This window comes from Kribbella shirazensis, assembly GCF_011761605.1.
Lineage (GTDB): Bacteria > Actinomycetota > Actinomycetes > Propionibacteriales > Kribbellaceae > Kribbella > Kribbella shirazensis.
Genome location: NZ_JAASRO010000001.1, coordinates 2,430,877 through 2,450,915 on the forward strand (window position 1 = coordinate 2,430,877; position 20,039 = coordinate 2,450,915).

Annotated in this window: 19 protein-coding genes; 5 read left to right on the forward strand and 14 right to left on the reverse strand. The window is 69.2% G+C overall.

From position 1 onward, the window contains the following. Window positions 1-79 precede the first annotated feature (79 nt). From BJY22_RS11965 to BJY22_RS11980, 4 genes are read right to left on the reverse strand one after another with little or no spacing between them, the layout of a single operon-like run. A complete protein-coding gene (locus tag BJY22_RS11965; protein WP_167206203.1) occupies window positions 80-1,720 on the reverse strand; it encodes a DNA repair helicase XPB in 1,641 nt (546 codons plus the stop codon). A gap of 46 nt (window positions 1,721-1,766) precedes the next feature. Continuing rightward, window positions 1,767-4,049 carry a helicase-associated domain-containing protein gene (locus BJY22_RS42390; protein ID WP_167206205.1) on the reverse strand — a complete coding sequence of 761 codons (2,283 nt, stop codon included), beginning with the start codon at window positions 4,047-4,049 and terminating at the stop codon, window positions 1,767-1,769. Then, window positions 4,046-4,576, reverse strand: coding sequence for a P-loop NTPase family protein (locus BJY22_RS11975; RefSeq protein WP_167206206.1), 531 nt, complete (start codon window positions 4,574-4,576; stop codon window positions 4,046-4,048). Before BJY22_RS11975 ends, BJY22_RS42390 begins: the two co-directional genes overlap by 4 nt. Further along, a complete protein-coding gene (locus BJY22_RS11980) occupies window positions 4,573-5,355 on the reverse strand; it encodes a GNAT family N-acetyltransferase (protein ID WP_167206208.1) in 783 nt (260 codons plus the stop codon). Before BJY22_RS11980 ends, BJY22_RS11975 begins: the two co-directional genes overlap by 4 nt. Before the next feature lie 107 nt (window positions 5,356-5,462). Here BJY22_RS11980 and BJY22_RS11985 point away from each other — a divergent pair, with 107 nt between their 5' ends. Then, window positions 5,463-6,248, forward strand: a complete 786-nt coding sequence (locus BJY22_RS11985; RefSeq protein ID WP_167206210.1) for an alpha/beta fold hydrolase — start codon at window positions 5,463-5,465, stop codon at window positions 6,246-6,248. Here BJY22_RS11985 and BJY22_RS11990 read toward each other — a convergent pair. Continuing rightward, complete coding sequence (locus BJY22_RS11990) at window positions 6,238-6,603, reverse strand: DUF427 domain-containing protein (RefSeq protein WP_167206212.1); 366 nt, start codon at window positions 6,601-6,603, stop codon at window positions 6,238-6,240. The two genes, BJY22_RS11985 and BJY22_RS11990, sit on opposite strands and share 11 nt — an antisense overlap. Window positions 6,604-6,643: 40 nt before the next feature. Continuing rightward, on the reverse strand, window positions 6,644-7,696 hold the full coding sequence (locus tag BJY22_RS11995; RefSeq protein WP_167206214.1) for a saccharopine dehydrogenase NADP-binding domain-containing protein: 1,053 nt from the start codon (window positions 7,694-7,696) through the stop codon (window positions 6,644-6,646). Between the two features lie 82 nt (window positions 7,697-7,778). On the opposite strand from BJY22_RS11995, the gene BJY22_RS12000 reads away from it, so the two are divergent. Further along, window positions 7,779-8,342 (forward strand): TetR/AcrR family transcriptional regulator, encoded by a 564-nt coding sequence (locus tag BJY22_RS12000; protein ID WP_167206216.1) that lies wholly within the window; start codon window positions 7,779-7,781, stop codon window positions 8,340-8,342. Here the strand turns inward: BJY22_RS12000 and BJY22_RS12005 are convergent. From BJY22_RS12005 to BJY22_RS12015, 3 genes are read right to left on the reverse strand one after another with little or no spacing between them, the layout of a single operon-like run. Beyond that, window positions 8,316-9,101, reverse strand: a complete 786-nt coding sequence (locus BJY22_RS12005; RefSeq protein WP_167206218.1) for a metallophosphoesterase — start codon at window positions 9,099-9,101, stop codon at window positions 8,316-8,318. The genes BJY22_RS12000 and BJY22_RS12005 overlap by 27 nt on opposite strands. A 1-nt stretch (window position 9,102) precedes the next feature. Then, entirely contained in the window at window positions 9,103-10,338 is a 1,236-nt protein-coding gene (locus BJY22_RS12010) for an Nramp family divalent metal transporter (protein WP_167206220.1), read from the reverse strand. A gap of 60 nt (window positions 10,339-10,398) precedes the next feature. Then, entirely contained in the window at window positions 10,399-11,016 is a 618-nt protein-coding gene (locus BJY22_RS12015) for an SIMPL domain-containing protein (RefSeq protein ID WP_167206222.1), read from the reverse strand. A gap of 77 nt (window positions 11,017-11,093) precedes the next feature. Between BJY22_RS12015 and BJY22_RS12020 the strand changes: the two genes are divergently transcribed. Beyond that, complete coding sequence (locus tag BJY22_RS12020) at window positions 11,094-12,026, forward strand: DUF6454 family protein (RefSeq protein WP_167206224.1); 933 nt, start codon at window positions 11,094-11,096, stop codon at window positions 12,024-12,026. A 326-nt stretch (window positions 12,027-12,352) separates the two neighbouring features. On the opposite strand, the gene BJY22_RS12025 is transcribed toward BJY22_RS12020, so the two are convergent. Together BJY22_RS12025 and BJY22_RS12030 are read right to left on the reverse strand one after the other, a co-directional pair. Beyond that, a complete protein-coding gene (locus BJY22_RS12025) occupies window positions 12,353-12,817 on the reverse strand; it encodes a nucleotidyltransferase domain-containing protein (RefSeq protein ID WP_167206226.1) in 465 nt (154 codons plus the stop codon). 220 nt (window positions 12,818-13,037) lie between these two features. Beyond that, the gene (locus BJY22_RS12030) at window positions 13,038-14,501 is read right to left on the reverse strand and encodes a restriction endonuclease (protein ID WP_167206228.1); all 1,464 of its coding nucleotides are present in this window, start codon (window positions 14,499-14,501) and stop codon (window positions 13,038-13,040) included. 113 nt (window positions 14,502-14,614) lie between these two features. Between BJY22_RS12030 and BJY22_RS12035 the strand changes: the two genes are divergently transcribed. After that, complete coding sequence (locus tag BJY22_RS12035; protein WP_337758556.1) at window positions 14,615-16,324, forward strand: AMP-binding protein; 1,710 nt, start codon at window positions 14,615-14,617, stop codon at window positions 16,322-16,324. A gap of 18 nt (window positions 16,325-16,342) precedes the next feature. Here BJY22_RS12035 and BJY22_RS12040 read toward each other — a convergent pair whose 3' ends face one another. Continuing rightward, window positions 16,343-17,224 carry a LysR family transcriptional regulator gene (locus BJY22_RS12040; protein WP_167206230.1) on the reverse strand — a complete coding sequence of 294 codons (882 nt, stop codon included), beginning with the start codon at window positions 17,222-17,224 and terminating at the stop codon, window positions 16,343-16,345. An 89-nt stretch (window positions 17,225-17,313) separates the two neighbouring features. On the opposite strand from BJY22_RS12040, the gene BJY22_RS12045 reads away from it, so the two are divergent. Further along, complete coding sequence (locus BJY22_RS12045; RefSeq protein WP_167206232.1) at window positions 17,314-18,477, forward strand: MFS transporter; 1,164 nt, start codon at window positions 17,314-17,316, stop codon at window positions 18,475-18,477. Here BJY22_RS12045 and BJY22_RS12050 read toward each other — a convergent pair. Further along, on the reverse strand, window positions 18,451-19,401 hold the full coding sequence (locus tag BJY22_RS12050) for a R2-like ligand-binding oxidase (RefSeq protein ID WP_167206234.1): 951 nt from the start codon (window positions 19,399-19,401) through the stop codon (window positions 18,451-18,453). The genes BJY22_RS12045 and BJY22_RS12050 overlap by 27 nt on opposite strands. Continuing rightward, window positions 19,398-19,991, reverse strand: a complete 594-nt coding sequence (locus tag BJY22_RS12055) for a TetR/AcrR family transcriptional regulator (protein ID WP_167206236.1) — start codon at window positions 19,989-19,991, stop codon at window positions 19,398-19,400. The genes BJY22_RS12050 and BJY22_RS12055 overlap by 4 nt, the downstream gene beginning before the upstream one ends. Window positions 19,992-20,039: the final 48 nt, after the last annotated feature.

Sequence of the window (20,039 nt, forward strand, 5' to 3'; positions counted from 1 at the left end):
TGCGCCGAACCGCTCGGTCGGCCGAGCGTGGAGGCCGGCCGCCGAGCGGACATGTCCTGTCGAGCTGCAGATGTGCGGCTCAGGCGAACAGGTTCTCGGCGTCGACGATGGTGTAGGCGTAGCCCTGTTCGGCGAGGAAGCGTTGGCGGTGGGCGGCGAACTCGGCGTCGATGGTGTCGCGGGCGACGATCGAGTAGAAGCGGGCCGTGCGGCCGTCGCCCTTGGGGCGGAGGACACGACCCAGGCGCTGCGCCTCCTCCTGGCGGGAGCCGAAGGTGCCGGAGACCTGGATGGCGACCGACGCCTCGGGGAGGTCGATGGAGAAGTTCGCGACCTTGCTGACCACCAGCCGGGTGATCTCGCCCTGGCGGAAGGCCTCGAACAGCCGCTGACGTTCGCGGACCGTGGTCTCGCCCTTGATCACCGGGCATTCCAGTCGCTCGCCGAGTTCGTCCAACTGGTCGATGTACTGACCGATGACGAGCAGCGGTTCACCGGCGTGATGCTCGGCGATCCGCCGGACCAGCTTCGACTTCGCCGGGGTGGACGCGGCCAGGCGGTAGCGGTCCTCCGGCTCGGCGGTCGCGTACACGAACCGCTCGGTCTGCTCGAGGTCCACCCGCACCTCGACGCAGTCCGCCGGCGCGATCCAGCCCTGCGCCTCGATGTCCTTCCACGGCGCGTCGTACCGCTTCGGGCCGATCAGCGAGAACACGTCGCCCTCCCGGCCGTCCTCGCGGACCAGGGTCGCGGTCAGGCCGAGCCGCCGGCGCGTCTGCAGGTCCGCGGTCATCCGGAAGATCGGCGCGGGCAGCAGGTGCACCTCGTCGTACACGATCAGGCCCCAGTCGCGCGCGTCGAACAGCTCCAGGTGCGAGTACACGCCCTTCCGGCGCGTCGTCATCACCTGGTACGTCGCGATCGTGACCGGGCGGATCTCCTTGCGCGCACCGGAGTACTCGCCGATCTCGTCCTCGGTCAGGCTGGTCCGGCGGAGCAGCTCGTCCTTCCACTGCCGCGCGGACACCGTGTTGGTGACCAGGATCAGCGTGGTCGCGGACGCCTGTGCCATCGCGGCCGCGCCGACGATCGTCTTGCCGGCGCCACAGGGCAGTACGACGACACCGGAGCCGCCGTGCCAGAACGAGTCGGTCGCCTGCTCCTGGTACGGGCGCAGGTCCCAGCCGTCCTTCACCAGGTCGATCTGGTGTGCCTCGCCGTCGACGTACCCGGCCAGGTCCTCCGCGGGCCAGCCCAGCTTCAGCAGGGTCTGTTTGAGGTGACCTCGCTCCGACGGGTGCACCAGGACGGTGTCGTCGTCGAGGCGGGCGCCCAGCATGGGCTTCACCTTGTTGCTGCGCAGCACCTCTTCCAGCACCGGGCGGTCGGTCGTCACCAGCACCAGCCCGTGCTGCGGGTGCTTCTCGAGCCGCAGACGCCCGTACCGGTCGAGTGTCTCGGCGATGTCGACCAGCAGCGAGTGGGGGACCGGGTAGCGGCTGTAGCGCAGCAGCACGTCGATCACCTGCTCGGCGTCGTGCCCCGCGGCGCGCGCGTTCCACAGCCCCAGCGGCGTCAGCCGATAGGTGTGCACATGCTCCGGCGCCCGCTCCAGCTCCGCGAACGGCGCAATCGCCTTCCGGCAGTCGTTGGCATCCGCATGCGCGGTCTCCAGCAACAAGGTCTTGTCCGACTGCACAATCAGTGGACCGTCCGTCACCCGCAGCTCCTCTACCTAGCCCCGACCTTCCATTGTGCCTCAGCGATCAATCAACAGCCCGGGCGGCGGAGATGCGGTGGAGGGCGTAGGTGCGGGGGGTTTCGGTGGTGTCGTCGTAGGCGGTGAGCCAGCCGTCGGCTACTCGGGCCGGTTCGACGATGCGTTCGGTGGCGTGGCCGTTGTGGTCGACGTACGAGATCCAGGTGCGGGTGTGGGCCTCGGCGGCGTTGGTGAGGACGGCGATGGTTTCGGCAGGGGCGGCCGGTGCGACGAGGCCGTCGTCGCCGGGGCGTTCGGCGGCGATGCGGTCGCCGGTGCGGACCTTCTCGATCACTGCCTTCACCTGCTCGTCGGTCAGGTCGAACGCGCTCTCGTTGAAGTCCCGGCCGGTACGACGCCGCGGCGCCTCCCCCCGCCGTGGTGCACCCGTGACGTGCAGCGCACCGTCGAACGTCTCCGCCAGCGGCGCCAGCCCGGCGTCCCGCAACCTGCTCAGCACCATGTCCGGCGGTGACGGCGACACCACGACCGTCGGCGCCAGCCGGCGGAAGCGCACACCGGGCAGGTTCGAGTTGAGCAGCTGTGTCAGCACGTCCTCGTCGTCACAGCGCAGGTACGTCGAGGCGGTCCCGAGCCGCAGTACGCCGTGCCGTCGTGCCACGTCGTCGATGAGGTACGCCAGCGGTTGCGGGACCGGAGTACGCGAGTGCTCCGCGAGCCACGCGTGCAACTGCTCCGCAGTACGCCCGAGGTCGAAAGCGCGCCGTACCGAGCTCTCACTGAACCGGTAGACGCCGGCTCCGCCGTCCGACTCCACGTCAGCCATCGCCGACAGCTCGTCCTGCACGGTTCGCACCAACGGACCAGGAGCGACCGCAGTCAGGTCCGCCTGCAACAGCACCTCCGACACCGGCGCCGGCATCAGCGGGCTGATCGCCTCGGCCAACTCCTCCGCAGTCGGCTCAGAACCGAGCAGAGGCTGCGCATGTGCCGCCAGCGCACCCAGACCGGTAAGCCCGAGCAGTGCGGCCTCGGAAACGCTCCACTCGACCAGGTCGTCGCGGAACTGCCCGCCACGACGAGGGCGATGCCACGCCACCCATGTCACCACAGTCTCCGGAGCCGGCGCATTACCCGCACCGGCCTCGGCCAGGGCCTGCAGGGCCAGTACACGGATCTCTGGTGCCAGCAATCGCTCCAGGTCAGGAGACAACGCGTTGATGAGCCGCTCGCGTGCGGTCGCAGTACTACCCGTGCTGTCCCGACGCCCGATCAGCCCGATAGCCCTGAGACCTGTGAACCAGGCGATGACGAGCTGGGCCCACCGGTGCGCCAGGTCCAGCTCCAGCCAGTCGTCGTAGGCACTAGTAGGTAGCCACAGCTCGCTCGTACCGACTTCTACCGCGGCAACGAGCCCAGCGGCGTAGGCCATCTCCAGCACCGCTGCAGCGGTCTGCTCCTCCGCACCGATCCTCCCGGCGAGGCTGCGCAGCTCACGGACGCCGATGCCACCAGTACGCAGTACCGGAGGCGGCTCGGTTCCCAACTGCTCCAGGGCCCGGTCGACCAGCCGCACGAGATCCAGCGCCGCACCAGCCGCGGCCCGGTCGGCGATCGCGGCCGACACCTTCTTCCCGTCCAGCGGCGGCGGCACCGGACGAGTCGACGCCAGCACGCGCCCACCGCGCAGGTGCAGTCCGATCTGCCGCGGCAGCACGACGGTGTTCGCGTCCTTGGGTACGACGAGACCGCGCGCCAGCAACCGCTCCACCGGCGTCCGCGCCGACGCGATCGTCACCGGCCGGTCGGCCTTCTCGACCGATCCGGTCGGTGGACCCCACGTCAACTTGTCGAGCACGGCACGCGCGTCCTGCCCGGCTTCCTCAATCAGCTTGTCGAGATCGCCGAAGTGCCGCGTGGTGATCGGACCCAGCCCGGCCGGTGTCGGTCCGAGCAACTCATGGACCGCGCGGATCGGCCGCAGGTCGTCCTCGGTGCCCCACACCAGAGCGAGGTCCAGTAGCTCGGTCACGCGCGGCCGGACCACCTCCTCCGGTTGGCCGACACCTCGCGCCAACGCCTGCAGATCGACAGGCTCCGGCAGCGCGGACAGTGACTCCAGCAGGTCCACACCGAACTCGTCCAGCCGGTTGATGGCCCGCGCCGCCGACGCGTTGCTGGTCGCCCGGGCTGCGAGCTGACCGGTGTCGGCGGGAATCGGCAACGCCAGGTCGGGACGCCGTCGCAGCAGCTCACCGAGCGCGGCGTCACCCCAGCTCCGCAACGCCTCAGCGAGCGTACGGGGGCGGGTGGGCTCGGTCGTGCTCATCCCTCCAACGGTACGGGATCCGCCCCGAGGTCGGTCAGGATCTGCGCCACGGTCTCGTCCAGTGCGCGGTCCGGGCCGATCACGGTTTGCTTGATGCCGGGCAGTACGTCGTGCTCGCGGTACCAGTCCTGCATGAGGTCGGGGCCGAACTCGTCCCGGTTGTCCCGCGTCCCATGCCGTACGACGGTCTCCGCGAACGGGATGTCGAAGTAGTAGTGCAGCGTCGTCCCGCGGTGGTCGGAGGTGAGACGCCGGAGCATGTCGCCGTACCGGCCGGCGTCCAGGATCCCCTCCAGCACCACGTCGTACCCGTGGTCCAGGGCGTAGCGGACGTTGGTGTCGATCAGGCCGATGTTCACACCGCCGGGGACGTCGCGCTCGCGGAGCAGGATGCGGCGGAGGTAGTCCTGCTCGACCCAGGCCGTGCCGCGGCCGAGGCGTTCGCGCAGTGTGCGGGCAGTGGTCGACTTGCCGGAGCCCGAGTTGCCTCGCAGTACGACGAGGCGGGTGCTCGGACTCCCGGTCACTCGGCTGCTCCAGCGCTGCCGATCCGGCGGAAGCCGACCCGTTCGTAGACCGCTGCCACGGCTGCCGTCTCAGCGGAGAGCAGCACCAGATCCACCTCGTTGTCCAGCGCATGCTGGACGAGCGCCGAGGTCACTGCGGCGCCCAGACCGCGTCGGCGCATGGACGGCAGCGTGCCGACGCCGACGATCTCTGTCGCGGAGTCGACCGGCTGATGCGTTCCAGTGGCCACCATCCCGTCGTCTGTGAAGGCGCCAGCGCTGACCGCCACGCCACGGTGTACCCGGTCCTGGAGTGCTGTCACCACGTCGGCAGACATCTCAGCAGCTGCTGCGTCCCGTTCTGCCGGTCCAGCCTTGCCGACTGCCGTACCGGGCTCACCGAACGCCAACCCGGCGACGGCACGAGACTGCCGGACCACCTCCTCGTCGGCGGACAGGATCTCGCAGCGGGCATCAGCCACGACAGGGCGGAAGTCAGCGCGCTCCAGCACCAGCAACGGGTGCTCGACGACCGTCAGACCGGCTGCGACCGCAGCGGGTCCTAGCGAGGGACAGGTCTCCACGACCCATTCGAAGCTCAGCGGGATCTCCAGCTCGGCGCACCGCGCCCTTACGAGCTCGATGTCACTCGCCTCGATCGTTACCCCCGACCCGGGCACCGGGCGCGCGTAGTACGGCCAGACCGTCGTACTGCGGAACAACGTGAACGGACCGACCTCTTCGGCGACTGCCCCGGACAGCGGGACCTTGTGCAGGTAGTCGTCAACTCTGGTGATCATCGCGACGCAGTGAATCACCCGGACCGGCCATGCGCCACCGAAATGTCGAAGCGAGCCGCTCGGCTCCGACGTCCCGCCTGCCATCATCGGAGACAGAGGAGTGTCAGATGGAGAAAGTGACGTCAGCAGACGGTACGACGATCGCGTACGACCGGCTCGGGAGCGGGCAGCCGCTGATCCTGGTCGGGGGAGCGCTGTGCGACCGGCACGCGCTGCGGCCTCTGGCCGACGAGCTCGCGAGCGACTTCGACGTGGTCACGTACGACCGCCGCGGACGCGGTGACTCCGGGGACACCGCGCCGTACGCCGTCCAGCGCGAGGTGGAGGACCTGGCCGCGCTGCTGAGCGCCCTCGGCGGTACGGCGGCACTCTACGGGCACTCGTCCGGCGCGGGACTCGCCGCGATCGCCGCGAGCACAGGGCTGCCGTTCACCCGGGTCGTGCTGCACGAGCCGCCGTACGGGCCGGACGACGCGGAGACCTCGGACGACGGCGAGCAGGTGCTCGAACTGAGCCGGGAGGGCCGGAACCAGGAAGCGGTCGAACTGTTCCTGATGATGGCCGGTGTGCCCCAGCCGGAAGCAGTGGAGGTGGCTGCTGCTCCGGGCGTGGCCGAACTGGCCCCGACGCTGGCCTACGAATTCGCCGTCATGGGGCACGGCATCGACCGAGGCAGCACGCCGGTCGCGCTGCTGCGAGCGATCAAGCAGGACACTCTCGTCGTTGCCGGTACCGCCTCAGCGCCGTTCATGGTCGACGCGGCGCACCGCATCGTCGCGATCCTTCCGGCTGCGCGCTACGCCGAGCTCCCCGACCAGCGCCACGTCGTACCGCCGGAGCTGCTCGCCCCGGTGATCACGGCCTTCCTGGGAGGGAGCAGCCTCAGGCGATGATCTCGATCGACACCTTGTCCGGGTAGAACGCGACGTGCTCGCGGATGTCCGCGACCGCGTCGTACGGCTCCTCGTAGGTCCAGACCGCGTTCACGTGGTCGGGGAGGAGCGTGTAGTAGGACGCGTCGCCCTTGTACGGGCAGTAGGTCTGGTGGTCGGTGCGCTCGAGTTGCGTGAAGTCGACGTCCTTGCGCGGGATGTACTGCACCGCGGGGTAGTTCGCTTCCTGCAGCGACAGCGCGTCCCGGGTGTCCGCGACGACCCGGTCACCGACCTTCACGACCACGCGATCCGGGTTCTTCCCCACGGTGATCGGATGGTCCGGCCCAGGAATCTTCACAGTCTTCTCCGCCATGACCACTGACAACCAGGAGCGGCTCGGACGCATTCCCGCATCAGTCGAGCAAGAACGTTCCGCCGGCCGCTTCGGCGACCTCCGGGCCGAGGGCGCGCGCGGGCGTGTAGGCGCCGGCGCGGCCCTCACCGCGAGCCAGTCGTACGGCGATCTCCGCGGCGGAGCTCGTGGTGAACCCCATCGCGTCACCGGTGCGCAGCCAGCCCTCCCGCGTCGTACCGTCCGCCCAGGTCACGACGGCATGCCCCCAGGTGTGCTCGCGCGGTCTCGGCGCCGCCTTCAGTTCGGTCACCGCCAGCCGCCGTACGGCGAACCGCTGCAGCGCCGGGATCTTCAGCAACGCACCGGCGACGGGCAGCACCGCGCGCACCAGCGGCGCCGTGGGAATCAAGGCAGACGTCCCGACAACGCTCGGTGCACCGCTGGCCAGCTGTGCTGCCAGGAGTTCGCCGGTCGCAGCACCCGCGGACTTCACCGTCTGACCGTCCGGCAGTGCGTGCTCGCGGGGATCCGCGGCCAGCCGGGTCCGCACCAGTTGACCGTCCTCGTAGCGCAGACCGCCGGTGGTCAGGCCGGAGACGATCGACTGCGCCAGCGCCTCACCGATCGCTCCGCCGTCGTGGCCCACCGACGGCAGCGCGTCGATCCGCACCGCACTCGGCGTTGGCCGGTCCTGGCACAGCCGCGCGACGACCGCCTCCGTCCCCAGGACACCGAAGCCCGCGCCGGTGACGAACGTGCTGCCGGCCGCGGCCGCCTCCTCGTGCAGGGCGAGCAGTTGCGGCATGGCGACGAGATCGTTGGCCAGGTCAACATAGTGCCCGCCGGGCAGGCAGGCCCGCGCGATCGGGACGGCGGTCTCGGCGTACCCGCCGATCGTGTTCAGGACCACGGCCGGCCGGCGGCGCGTGATCTCCTCCGCCACCTGGTGCGTCTCGAGCACCTCGGCGTCGCCGAGGCCGAGGTCGGCGGCGGTCTTCCGCAGCCGTTCGGCGCTGCGTCCGACCAGCACCGGCGTACCGCCGAGCGCCGCGACCCGGGCGGTGATCTCCCGCCCGGTCCGGCCGGTCGCTCCGAGGATCCAGATGGTCATGAGAGCTCCTCAACAGATGATGTCTCAGGGTGTCATCACTAACGATAGCACTGTGTGTCATCACTCTTGGTAGAGTGCACCCATGGCGCGATGGGACCCGGGGGCCGAGCAGCGGCTGCGCAAGGCGGCGCTCGAGTTGTACGCCGAGCACGGGTACGACGCGGTGACCGTCAACCAGATCGCCGAACGTGCCGGCCTGACCCGGCGCTCGTACTTCCGCTACTTCCCGGACAAGCGCGAGGTTCTGTTCGCCGGAGCGGACCGGCTGCCCGCGGCGGTGACCGAAGCGGTCGTTGCCGTCGCCCCGGACGTCCGGCCCTGGCCGGCGCTGCTGGAGGCGGCCGCGACGGTGGGCGAGATGCTCGTCGAGCTGGCCGAGGATACCGCCGTACGGCGAGCCGTGATCGACGCCAGCCCGGAGCTGCAGGAGCGGGAGCGGACCAAGTTCGCGTCCGTGACGGCGGCACTGCGCGACGGGCTCGAGGCGCGTGGCGTGCCGGCCGAGGACGCGGAGCTGGTGGCGCAGGTCGGGGCGGCCGTGTTCCAGAACGCGTTCAGCCGGTGGATCGACGGCGGTGGACAGCGGACCTTCCGGTCCTGCCTGGACTCCGTCGTCGCGTCACTCGGCCGTCAGCTCGACGACTAGACACGGGCCGCCGTCGAACGCGCCGCCGTCGATCCCCAGGGCGAGGCCGTCGGCGTACAGGTGCGGGCCGGTGAGGAACTGCGGGTCGATGCCGAGCTGATCGGCGACGATGCTGTGGCCGTGCACGATCCGGCGGCCGCCGAGGTGCTGGAGCATGATGCCGGCGACCTCCGGACCGCTCGGCCCGCGGAACGCGTACCGCGACGTCGTCCGGCGCCAGATCTCCCACCACACCTCGATGTCGCCGGAGTGCAGCTCGGACCGGGCCGCGGCGTTGATCTGGTCGACCGTGTCGCCCCATTCGACGTACTCCGCCGTGTCGGAGTGCATCAGCAGGTGGTCGGCGTCCAGGCCGAGCATCGGCCGGTCGAGCAGCCAGGCGACGTCGTCGTCGGTGAGCAGCTCCTGGTCGCGGTCCTGGCCGCCGTTCAGCACCCAGGAACGCTCGAAGCTGCGCAGCGTGATCCCGTCGTGCGGGACGAACGTGTCGCCGAACTTGTGCATCCCGAGCGCGAGGATCTCGTGGTTGCCGAGCAGCATCCGGACCGCGCCGTCGGGGGCCTGCTCGATCAGGCCGCGGACGTAGTGCAGGACGCCGATGCCGTCCGGGCCGCGGTCGAAGAAGTCCCCGAGGAACCACAGCCGGGCGTCCGCGCCGGCCCAGTTGCCGTCGGCATCGGTGAGGCCGGCCGCCTGCAGGGCCGGGATCAGCTTCTCCAGGTGGCCGTGGACGTCGCTGACGGCGTACACCCTGGTCATCTCAGCCCCGGACGGTCAGCACGATCAGTACGACGTTGAGGGCCGTGACGGCGGTGGCTACCAGGCATGCCGCGAGAGTAGTCGCCCGGCGGTTGACGAGGTCGCCCATGACGCGCCGGGAAGCGGTCAATCTCACCAGCGGCCACAGCGCGCACGGGATGCCGAAGCTCAGCACCACCTGCGAGACCACCAGCGCGCGGCTCGGGTCGATGCCGATCGCAAGGACCAGCAGCGCGGGCACCAGCGTGATCAGCCGGCGTACGACGAGCGGCACGTGACGTCGCCAGAAACCGTCCAGGATCACCGATCCGGCGTACGTCCCGACCGAGGACGAGGCGAACCCGCTGGCCAGCAGGGCGAGCGCGAACAGCAGGGCCGGCAGTTGGCCCAGCCGGTCGCCGATCGCGTGGTGGGCGGCGTCGAGCGAGTCGGCGCCGGTGCCCTTCAGCGCGGCCGCCGCCAGGACGACCATCGCCAGGTTGACCGCGCCGGCCAGCGCCATCGCGACCGCCACGTCGAGCCGGGTGGCCCGCAGTACCCGTGACTTGCCGTCCTCGGAGTCGATCGCCTTCCAGTGCCGGTCCGTGACCAGGGCGCCGTGCAGCCAGATCGCGTGCGGCATCACGGTGGCGCCGAGCATGCCGGCCGCCAGCACGAGCGACTCGGTGCCGTCCAGCCGCGGCACCAGGCCGCCGACGATCCCGCTCGCGGACGGCTCGGACTGCACTGTGGACACGACGAAGCCGATCAGCACGACGGCGAGCAGCCCGATGATCGCGGCCTCGAACGGCCGCTGGCCGCGCTTGGACTGGTAGATCAGCAGCCCGAACGAGACCGCGCCGGTGATCAGGCCGCCGACCAGGAGCGGCACGCCGAACAGCAGGTTCAGCGCGATGGCGCCGCCGACGACCTCGGCCAGGTCGGTCGCGATCGCGACCACCTCGGCCTGCGCCCACAGCCCGGTCGACGTGGACCGCCTGAAGTGGTCACGGCACAGCTGCGGCAGGGTCCGCCCGGTCGCGATGCTCGCCTTGGCGGCCAGATACTGCACCAGGACGGCCATCAGGTTCGCGCCGACGACCACCCAGCACAGCAGATAGCCGTACGTCGCACCGGCGGCGATGTTGGTGGCGAAGTTGCCCGGGTCGACGTACGCGACCGCCGCAACGAAGGCCGGTCCGAGCAGTAACAGCCCGGACCGGTTGAGCTGCCGCCTCAGGGGCGCCGGTGCGTACATGAGAGAAGTCTGTACGACGCCGCCGACAACGCAACCCCTGATCCGGATTTGAGACGCGCGTTACGCCCAGGCGAACTGCACCTGGAGGGAGACCTCGATGCTGTTTTCGCCCGGAGTGACGTTGATGGCCGCGTCGAACGCCTTCGCGGAGGCCCTCCGGCTCTGCAGTCCGATCGGCGCGTGGTTGTAGGTCTCGGAGATCGCGGTCACCGAGCCGAGCGAGAACCCGGCCAGGGAGGCAAGGTGCTCGGCCTTCGCCTTGGCCTGCTCGAACGCGAGCCGCCGGGCCTCGATCAGCAGCTCGGACTTGTCCTCGATGTCGAACGACAACCCGTGCAGGGTCAGACTGTTGCCCGCAGCATCGACCGCCGCGTTGAGCAGCGCGCCGAAGCCGGTCAGGTCCTTCGTCTCGACCTGGATCGTGTGCGACGCCCGGTAGCCCGCGTCGGTGCCCGGCTCCCGGTAGTCCTGGAACACGTTCACCGCGCCGGTCGCCAGCCGCGACTCCTCGATGCCGCGCGCCCGGAGCGCCGCGATCACCACGTCCGTCCGCTCACCGACCGTCGCCACGGCGGTCGCCACATCCGGCTCCACCTGCTCGACGCCGAACGTGACGTGCAGTACGTCCGGCGTACCGCTGACCTGACCTGTCCCGACAACACTCACCCCTGTGTCCATTCCGTCAGTCTGGCATCACCTACAAGTCATCTGGGCATCTCACACTGCAGCATCGACTGACGAGCTGAGGAGAACTGATGCGCAGACGACTGCTGGCCATCGCCCTCGCCGGTGTGTTGCTCACCGGTCTGACCACCGCCCAGGCGACCGGGCGCGATTCCGACGTCACCCGTGCCTTCCAGACCACAAACCGCAGTACGGCGTGGTCGTTGGTGGAGCGGGTGCCGTTGAAGTTCCCGACGTACCACCCGCAGGGGTTCGCGCTGGTGGGGGACCTGATCTTCCTGAGCAGCGTGGAGGTGCTGGAGGCGCCGGTGAAGTACCCGGCACCGGTGGGTGGGTACGACCGGACGCCGGGGAAGGGGATCGGGCATGTGTTCGTGCTGGATCGGCGGGGCAACCTGAAGAAGGACATCCGGCTCGGTGAGGGTACGGCGTACCACCCGGGCGGCGTGGACTTCGACGGGCGGGACGTGTGGGTGCCGGTCGCGGAGTACCGGCCGAACTCGCGGGCGGTCGTCTACACGGTCGACCCGAAGACCTACCGCGTTACTGAGCGTTTCCGGGTCCAGGACCACGTCGGGGGAGTAGTGCGCGACCGGACGACCGGACAGGTACACGGCGTCAGTTGGGGGTCCCGCACGCTCTACAACTGGACCTCTGCCGGCAAGCAACTCGGCAAGGCCCCCAACGAGTCACACCTCCTCGACTACCAGGACTGCGACTACGTCTCCCGCGGCAAGCAGCTGTGCGGCGGTGTGACCGGGCTGGCAGGCCCCGACAACACGTCGTACAACCTGGGCGGCCTGGCCCTCCTGGACCTCCGCACCAACCGCATCCTCCACGAGATCCCGTTCCCACATTTCTCCCCCACCACCAACCACAACGCCACCCGCAACCCAGTAGCCCTGGAAACCACGAAGGACAAGCTCCGCTTGTACACCGCCCCCGACGACGGCGAGGACAACGGCGGCACCGAACTCCAAATCTACGAGGCCCCGCTCAAATAGCGGATCTCCAGCCCATCACAATCACCCGAAGTCGATCCGCTCCAGCGTGGATCTTCGGTCGGTCGGCAATTGTGATGGCCTGGCGATCCGCGCAACCCTCACATCACCCCAGGGCCGACGGCCTGCGGCGACGCCGTTGCCCTGGACCGTCGGCCTGACACGCATTGGTGGGAGGGTTTCGGGCTCTCCTGACGTATCCGTGGGTTCACGGCCACTGCTCGCCCCACCCATCGCCCGCGTGGTCAGTCAAAGACGGATATCCGTTGGTGTACAGGCTTCTCCTCTCGTATACGAAGGGAGAAGCCTGTACACCAACGGTTGACCCCTCAGACGGCGGCGCGCAGGGTCTGTTGTGGGGTGCTGCCGGTGATCGGCACGGCGTCGCGACGGAGCTCACCGACGATGCGTTCCTTGTGGCCGATCAGGTCGCGGACCTCTTGTGCGCTGTACTCGACGACCTCGCAGGAGTTTCCGGACCAGCGAGTCGCGTGCGCCGCGAGCGTTTCGACCTGTTCGAGCCAAGAGGGATCGGAGTCGTCGATGTCGTCCGGCCGGACGATCAGCAGGTCGAGATCGCTGTCGGCGTCGCCTTCGCCGCGCGCCGTCGATCCGAAGAGCCAAACCGCCTTCGCCGGGATCTCCCAGGACTCAGCCTCTGCCTTGATCCGCTTCAGGAGAATGTCCCGGAGCTGCGCGAGCTGATCGATGGCCGGTGCGGCGACATGATCCCGGTTGAGCGTGTAGAGCCGGGCGCGACCAGCCGGCTCGGCAGTCACCACTCCCGTGCTCACCAGATCATCCAGCACCTTCTGTACACCGCTCGGACTTGCAGGTGAACGCAGCAGTCCGGCCACGGCGCGGCCTGTCAGAGCGTGATCCGTCCGCGCGAGCACTGCGAGAACCCGGCCGTGAAGCCCGGGAACGACACTCGACATCGGCTCGGAGAAGCGCATTGGTCCTCCACCTCCGTTGCCCACTATAGCAGACATATGCCCACTTTTTAGAACATAGTCAGCTAGCTCGGCGGATGATTCGGGCTGGGATGTTGTGGGTGTGGCAGAGGGAGAGGAGGGCTGTGCCGTCTATGAGTTGGAGGGGTTTGCCGCCTGCGAACTGGTAGCTGGTGGGGCCGAAGCCGGAGGTGGTGATGAGGATGCCTTTGGTGGCTCCTGCGTCGACCACGGTGCCGAAGAGGTCGCGGACGGCGGACGGTGGAACGGTGCGGGTCCAGAGCTTGGCCTGGACGACGAACTTGCCGCCGGTGATCGGCCGGGGATCGTACGCCACGCAGTCGATCCCGCCGTCCGTCCCGCGGCGGAACAGCCGGGTCTCCAGACCCATCCGGGTGAGCAGGTTGTGCACCAGGTGCTCGAAGGACTCGGGGCTGAGGTCCAGCAGGTTCGGCCGGGCGTCGATCTCGCTGATCACGTTCACCGCCTCCACAATGCGCGGATCGGTCAGGTCGAACTCCAGCACCGGTTCCACCGGCTGCAGCTCCTCCGGATGCCGTGACACCTCGGCGGCGAAGTAGTGCCGTACACAGGCCACCGGATCGAGCTGATCCAGCACCAGCGCCTGGTACTGCTCCCGCGTCGCCCGCAACGTGATGAGGCACGGCCGCACGGTCTGCCCCGTAGCCGGATCCACAGACTCGACCATCCCGTTGAACACGACCGTCTCAACCACGCCGTACCTGTCGCTGCCGAAGATCAGGTGCAACGCCCGCAGTGCCAGCTGCGCCACCAGCTGCTGGTACAGCCGCCGCAGCTCCACAGGATCACGCGGTACCGCCAGCACTGTGTCGAGCGACCGGTCATAGCGGTACGACGCCTCGGCCGGTACGACGCTGACGTCGGGTAGATCCCACTCGACCGCGAGCAGTGTCGACTCGGGGACGTACCCGACCTTGCGCCGCCGGGGGAAGTCCAGCGGTTCCGGGATCCGGTCCAGCGCCTTCGTGAAGTAGCGGGTCACCGCGGCCCGATCACGGTTCTCCAGAGCGCGGATGTAAGCGTCGATCCGCGCATGCTGTTCCGCGGTCGCCTCGTCGAGCCGGCGCTGTTGCTCGACCTGCTCCCGCAGCGCCTTGGCCACCCGCTCCCGGCGGGTCTCCTCGGCGGCCCGGTGGCGTTCGATTGCCTCCGCGAACCGGTCCTCCGCGTCGGCGAGCCGCCGCGCGAACCTGCGCTCGGCGCCCCACCAGCGGAACCGTCCCGGCGGGTGGGGCACGAACGCATCCCAGACAGGTCCGGGATGCGCTTCGAGATCGGCCGGGGACACCGTCGGTGGGGCCCGTCGCGGAGCGCGTTTCAGCGTCTGCAAATCGCTGCCGTGGACCTCGACGGCGAGTGCGTCGGACAGGACGGCGCCCAGGGCCTGGACGCGTTCCTGTACCGCAGCGGTACGTTGCGCCGCCTCGGCGGTCCGGCCGGGCGGGCGGTCGCTGCGGGCGTGACCTTCCACAGATCGGCCCATCGCCTCACACCTCTCAGCTTCCACAGTAACGGTCCAACCACGCTGAGCGACCGTTTGTGACGGAGAGTTGGTAAGGACATTGCTTGCCGTCCACCCCTTGTTTCCTGCCGCACGTGCACCTGCAGACTCGCCGCACCTGCACCCGCAAGCGCGCCGCGCGTACCCTTGCCGCGTCCCGCGCGTCGGGTGACGATGCAGTGATGAGCCTGCCGTCGTACGCATCCGGGGTGTCCGAGGTTCCGCTACTGGGCGAGACGATCGGCGCGAACCTGAGACGCACGATCCGCGAGTACGGCGACCGCGAGGCGCTCGTCGAGGTGCAGACCGGGCGGCGCTGGACGTACGACGAGTTCGGCGCCGAGGTCGAACTGGTCGCGCGCGGCCTGATGGCCCGCGGTATCGCGAAGGGTGACCGGGTCGGCATCTGGGCGCCGAACCAGGCCGAATGGACCATCACGCAGTACGCAACCGCCCTGATGGGCGCGATCCTGGTGAACATCAACCCGGCGTACCGCACCCACGAGCTGGCCTACGCGCTGAACCAGTCCGGCGTCCGGCTGCTCGTCTCCGCGACCTCGTTCAAAACCAGCGATTACCGGGCGATGGTGGAGGAAGTGAAGCCTGACCTGCCCGCGCTCGAGGAGACGATCTACCTCGGCACCGGCGACTGGGACGCGCTCCGCGACGACGCCCGGCGGATCACGGTCGACGCGCTCACCGCGCGCGAGGCGGAGCTGTCGTTCGACGACCCGATCAACATCCAGTACACCAGCGGTACGACGGGATTCCCGAAGGGCGCGACGCTCAGCCACCACAACATCCTGAACAACGGCTTCTTCGTCACCGAGACGATCGCCTTCACCGCCGAGGACCGGCTGTGCATCCCCGTCCCCTTCTACCACTGCTTCGGCATGGTGATGGGCAACCTCGGGTGCACCACGCACGGCGCGTGCATGGTGATCCCGGGGCCGGCGTTCGACCCGGCCGCGACGCTCACGGCCGTCCAGGACGAGCGGTGCACGGGGCTGTACGGCGTACCGACGATGTTCATCGCGGAGCTCGGCCTGCCGGACTTCGCGGACTACGACCTGACGAGTCTGCGGACCGGCGTGATGGCGGGATCGCCGTGCCCGATCGAGGTGATGAAGCGCTGCGTCGCGGACATGCACATGGCCGAGGTGGCGATCTGCTACGGCATGACCGAGACGTCGCCGGTGTCCACGCAGACCCGGCGCGACGACGACCTCGACCGCCGTACGTCGACCGTCGGCCGGGTGATGCCGCACGTCGAGGTCAAGCTCGTCGATCCGGCCACGGGTCTCGTCGTACCGCGCGGTGAGCCGGGGGAGCTGTGCACCCGCGGGTACTCCGTGATGCTCGGCTACTGGGACGAGCCGGAGAAGACCGCCGAGGCGATCGACCGGGCGCGCTGGATGCACACGGGAGATCTCGCCACGATGCGCGAGGACGGGTACGTGAACATCGTCGGCCGGATCAAGGACATGGTGATCCGCGGCGGCGAGAACGTGTACCCGCGCGAGATCGAGGAGTTCCTCTACACCCACCCGGCGATCGCCGATGTCCAGGTCATTGGTGTCCCCGACGAGAAGTACGGCGAGGAGCTCTGCGCCTGGATCAAACTCAAGCCCGGCGCCGACCCGCTCGACGCGGAGGCCGTCAGGGCCTTCGCCACCGGCAAACTCGCACACTTCAAGATCCCCCGCTACGTCCTCCTCGTCGACGACTTCCCGATGACCGTCACCGGGAAGATCCGCAAGGTCGAGATGCGCGAGAAGTCCGTCGAACTCCTCGGCCTGACGTAAGGCAGCCGGCGCTCCCGGTCAGGTCTGTTCGAGGTGCCGGGCGAAGGCCTGCACGGACGGGGTCTGTTCGCCGCGGCGCCAGATCAGGGCGAGCGCCGAGTCGGGGAGGCCGGAGACCGGGACGGTGGAGATGTCGGCGCGGTGGTTGGTGCTGGCGGTGGGTTCGCAGATGAGCATCGCGCCGCGACCGGCGGCGATCAGGGACAGGCCCTCCTGGAGGGTGTGGACCCCGGGGCCGCGGTGGATGAGCGCGCCGCTGGGGGTCTGGGTCGGCGCCTGGGCCTGGCGCCAGTAGCCGGGGGCCGGGTCGGCGGCGGCGATCAGGGTTTCGCCGGCCAGTTCCTCGGCGTCGACCGACGAGCGGTCCGCGAGCCGGTGACTGCGGCACACCGCGAGCGTCTGCGGGTGACGTGAGAACACCGGACCGACGACCAGGTCGTCCTCGGCGACGGGCAGCAGTACGACGGCCGCGTCGACGGCACCCCGGCGGAGCGCGCCGAACGGATCGTTGAGCGGGAGTTCGCACACGTTGATGAGGCAGTTCGGGTTCCGCGACTGGAACGCGGACACCGCGCGGAGGATCTGGTCGTTCGCCGCGCCCTGGAACCCGATCCGGAGCGTGCCTTTCGCCTGCGCGGCGTACTCGCGCGCGTTCTCGACCACCCGCTCCAGTGCCGCGTACGCCGGTCGCAGCGAGGTGAGGAACTCCTTGCCCAACGGCGTCAGTGCGACCCGGCGGCTGGTCCGCTCGAACAACTGCCCGCCGATCCGCCGCTCCAACGACTGCAGGAGCTGGCTGACCCGGCTCTGCGACAGGTAGAGCCGCTCCGCCGTCCGTCCGAAGTGCAACTCCTCGGACAACACGAGGAAACACTCCAGCTCGCGGACCTCGACAGCCATCGGCGTCCCTCCGATCGATGAGCCCAGCTAATACAACCATGACCAGATCGCCGTTGTTCCGCCCCGCCTCGCGACGGCTCACTGGTGACATGACAACGATCTGCGTCGACCAGCCGGCCACTGGCCTCCGGGCCTGGGCCGCGTCCGTGACGATGGCCGCCACGGTCTTCACCGTGGTCACCGCCGAGATGCTCCCGGTCGGCGTTCTGACGCCCATGAGCGAATCACTCCACACGACGGAAGGCGTCGCAGGTCTGGCACTGACAGCAACAGGCGTGACCTCCGCAATTGCCGCACCTGTCCTCCCCTTGCTGTTGGGCAGACTGGACCGCCGGGCAGTGCTGGGCGGACTAATGGTCCTGCTCGCGGTGTCGTCATTCGCCGCCGCCGTCACCCCGTTCTACTCGATCTTCATGCTCGCCCGCGTCCTGATGGGTGTCACCATCGGCGGCGTCTGGCTCCTCACCGTCAGTCTCGCCCGCCGCGTCGTCCCGGAGAACGCTGCCGGCCCGGCCACCTCACTGATCTTCTCCGGCATCGGAATCGCCTCAGTGCTGGGGATTCCGGCCGGTGCGTACGTCGGCGAACTCGCCGGCTGGCGCTGGGCCTTCGCGGGCGTCGGACTGCTGTCGCTGGGCCTGACCGTTGCCCTGAGCATCTTCCTGCCGAACCTCGCCCCGGAGCGCCCTGTCCGGCTGTGCGACGTACGAGAAGTCCTTCAGGTCAAGCAGGTTCGCGTAGGCGTGATCCTCGTCGCGCTGATCGTGACCGGCCACTTCGCGGCGTACACCTATGTCCGTCCGCTCGTCGAGCCGCACACCGGCCCGGCGCTGATCGGCACGCTGCTCCTCGCGTACGGCGTGGCAGGTGTCGTCGGCAACTTCCTCACCGGCGCCCTGCGCCCCTTCCGCGCCCTGACCGTCATCGCCGCCGGTATCGCCCTGACCGCGCTGGCCATGCCCGTGCTCGGCACGACCCTCGCCGGATCCCTTGTCCTGCTGGTGATCTGGGGTTTCGCGTACGGCGGAACGAGTGTCAGCACCCAGGCGTGGGCACACGCCGCGGCGCCCAGTGCCCCCGAATCATCGTCCGCTGTCCTGGTGGGGGTGTACAACGGATCGATCGCACTGGGCGCCTTCACCGGCGGCCAGGTCGCCGACCAGCTCGGTACGACGACGGTCACCTGGCTTCCCGCAGTCCTCGCGACTGCGGCGCTTGTGGTGTTGCTAGCGAACCGCGTCCAGCGCGGCTGAGTCCTCGTCGCCGAAGTCGTCCTCGAGTTTCTCCGGCGAGTAGTCGAGGTCGATACCGGCCACGTCCGCGCCGACGGCCGACTCGATCGCGCCGAGGCGGCGGGTCGCGCGGTCGCCGGCGTACGTCATCAGCGCCGTCGGGTTGATCTCGGGCGGGAGCTCGGGGGAGTTGTCCATCGCCCACTGGATCTGCGTCAGCGCGTGCGGGAGGAGCTCCTCCATCGTGTCGGTGACGACCTTCCAGTTCGACGCGTCCGCGGCGACGTGCCGGCGGCAGGTGAACGTGCCCCACGCCATGTGCCGCCGCTCGTCGTCGCCGATCCGCCGGATCAGCTCCTGCATACCGGGCAGGACGCCGCGCGACGTACACAGCAGGTTCCACGCGTGGTATCCGGTGAGGGCCAGCGTCCCTTCCACCACGTGGTTGTAGGTCACGGACGCCCGGACCTGGTTCGTCGGCGACGGGTCGTCGGCCAGCGACTTCAGCGCGACCGGCAGGGCTTCGTAGAAGATCGCGCGGTACCCGGGGTTGTTCTCGACGTACCGGTGCAGGTCCTCGGTGACGCCGACCGCGTCCAGCCAGAGCCGGAAGACCGCGGTGTGCTTGGCCTCTTCGAAGCAGAACTGCGTCAGGTACATCTCGTCGCCGAACCGGCCCTCGGCGGCCATCGCCTGCAGGAACGGCTGCAGGTCCTCGGTCACCGCCTCCTCACCCGCGATGAACTGCGAGCAGAGCATCAACGCGTTGTCCTTGTCGTTGTCGCTCAGCTCCTGCCAGTCCTTGGCGTCCTGGCTGAAGTCGATGTCGCGCGGATTCCAGAACTTGCGGTTGCCCTTGTCGAACAGGCGCAACGGCAGCGCGTCCCAGTTGAGCCCGCCGGACCGCAGCGAGCTGAAACCCTGCCGGTGAAGGGGATTGGTCATACGTGCTGCCTCCGAGTCTCGCTCAAGAAGGGAGAGAGGACGCGAGCCAGCTGCGCAGCCACCACCGCGGGGGGAGGGCCCGGGGTGACGATGTGACTGATGACGACGCGCAAGGCGACGTCGACGCAGCTGGTCGCGTCCTCCGCCGGCACCTCCGGCCAGTGCTCCCTGACATGGGCATCCAGCCGGAGGTGTGCCAGCTCCAGCACCTGCTGCCCCCGTGTGGTCAGCAGTTGACTGGCTTGGTCGGATCCCGGCTGGCTGAGCGCCGCTTTGATCAGCGGGTTCTCCCCGGCCAGCGCGAGCGCCCGCTCGACCGCGGCCCGCAGGCCGTCGATCGGGTCGGACTGCTCGGCCAGCGCGGCGTTCACATCCAGCAGGAACCGCTCGGTCTCACGGGCCGCGAGGGCCTCGACCACGCCCCACTTGTCCCCGAACTCGTTGTAGACGGTCTGCCGTGAGACCCCGGTCTGGCGGGCCACCGCAGCCATCCGCAGGCCGTCGTACCCACCGGCGACCACAGCCTCGTGTGCGGCGTCGAGCAGCTCGTCACGAAGGCGTCGTTTGGTGCGGTCGGCGAACGAGTCCATGCCGAAGAGGGTTTACAAAAACCTCTCTGATGTCAAGTGCTCGGACAT

Coding starts and splice junctions, on each gene's coding strand:
- BJY22_RS12015 (WP_167206222.1), bottom strand. CDS start 11,016: ATGGACACAGGGGTGAGTGTTGTCGGGACAGGTCAGGTCAGCGGTACG.
- BJY22_RS12050 (WP_167206234.1), bottom strand. CDS start 19,401: ATGACCAATCCCCTTCACCGGCAGGGTTTCAGCTCGCTGCGGTCCGGC.
- BJY22_RS12045 (WP_167206232.1), top strand. CDS start 17,314: ATGACAACGATCTGCGTCGACCAGCCGGCCACTGGCCTCCGGGCCTGG.
- BJY22_RS11980 (WP_167206208.1), bottom strand. CDS start 5,355: ATGATCACCAGAGTTGACGACTACCTGCACAAGGTCCCGCTGTCCGGG.
- BJY22_RS12005 (WP_167206218.1), bottom strand. CDS start 9,101: ATGACCAGGGTGTACGCCGTCAGCGACGTCCACGGCCACCTGGAGAAG.
- BJY22_RS11985 (WP_167206210.1), top strand. CDS start 5,463: ATGGAGAAAGTGACGTCAGCAGACGGTACGACGATCGCGTACGACCGG.
- BJY22_RS11990 (WP_167206212.1), bottom strand. CDS start 6,603: ATGGCGGAGAAGACTGTGAAGATTCCTGGGCCGGACCATCCGATCACC.
- BJY22_RS12000 (WP_167206216.1), top strand. CDS start 7,779: ATGGCGCGATGGGACCCGGGGGCCGAGCAGCGGCTGCGCAAGGCGGCG.
- BJY22_RS12020 (WP_167206224.1), top strand. CDS start 11,094: ATGCGCAGACGACTGCTGGCCATCGCCCTCGCCGGTGTGTTGCTCACC.
- BJY22_RS42390 (WP_167206205.1), bottom strand. CDS start 4,049: ATGAGCACGACCGAGCCCACCCGCCCCCGTACGCTCGCTGAGGCGTTG.
- BJY22_RS11995 (WP_167206214.1), bottom strand. CDS start 7,696: ATGACCATCTGGATCCTCGGAGCGACCGGCCGGACCGGGCGGGAGATC.
- BJY22_RS12010 (WP_167206220.1), bottom strand. CDS start 10,338: ATGTACGCACCGGCGCCCCTGAGGCGGCAGCTCAACCGGTCCGGGCTG.
- BJY22_RS12040 (WP_167206230.1), bottom strand. CDS start 17,224: ATGGCTGTCGAGGTCCGCGAGCTGGAGTGTTTCCTCGTGTTGTCCGAG.
- BJY22_RS12030 (WP_167206228.1), bottom strand. CDS start 14,501: ATGGGCCGATCTGTGGAAGGTCACGCCCGCAGCGACCGCCCGCCCGGC.
- BJY22_RS12055 (WP_167206236.1), bottom strand. CDS start 19,991: ATGGACTCGTTCGCCGACCGCACCAAACGACGCCTTCGTGACGAGCTG.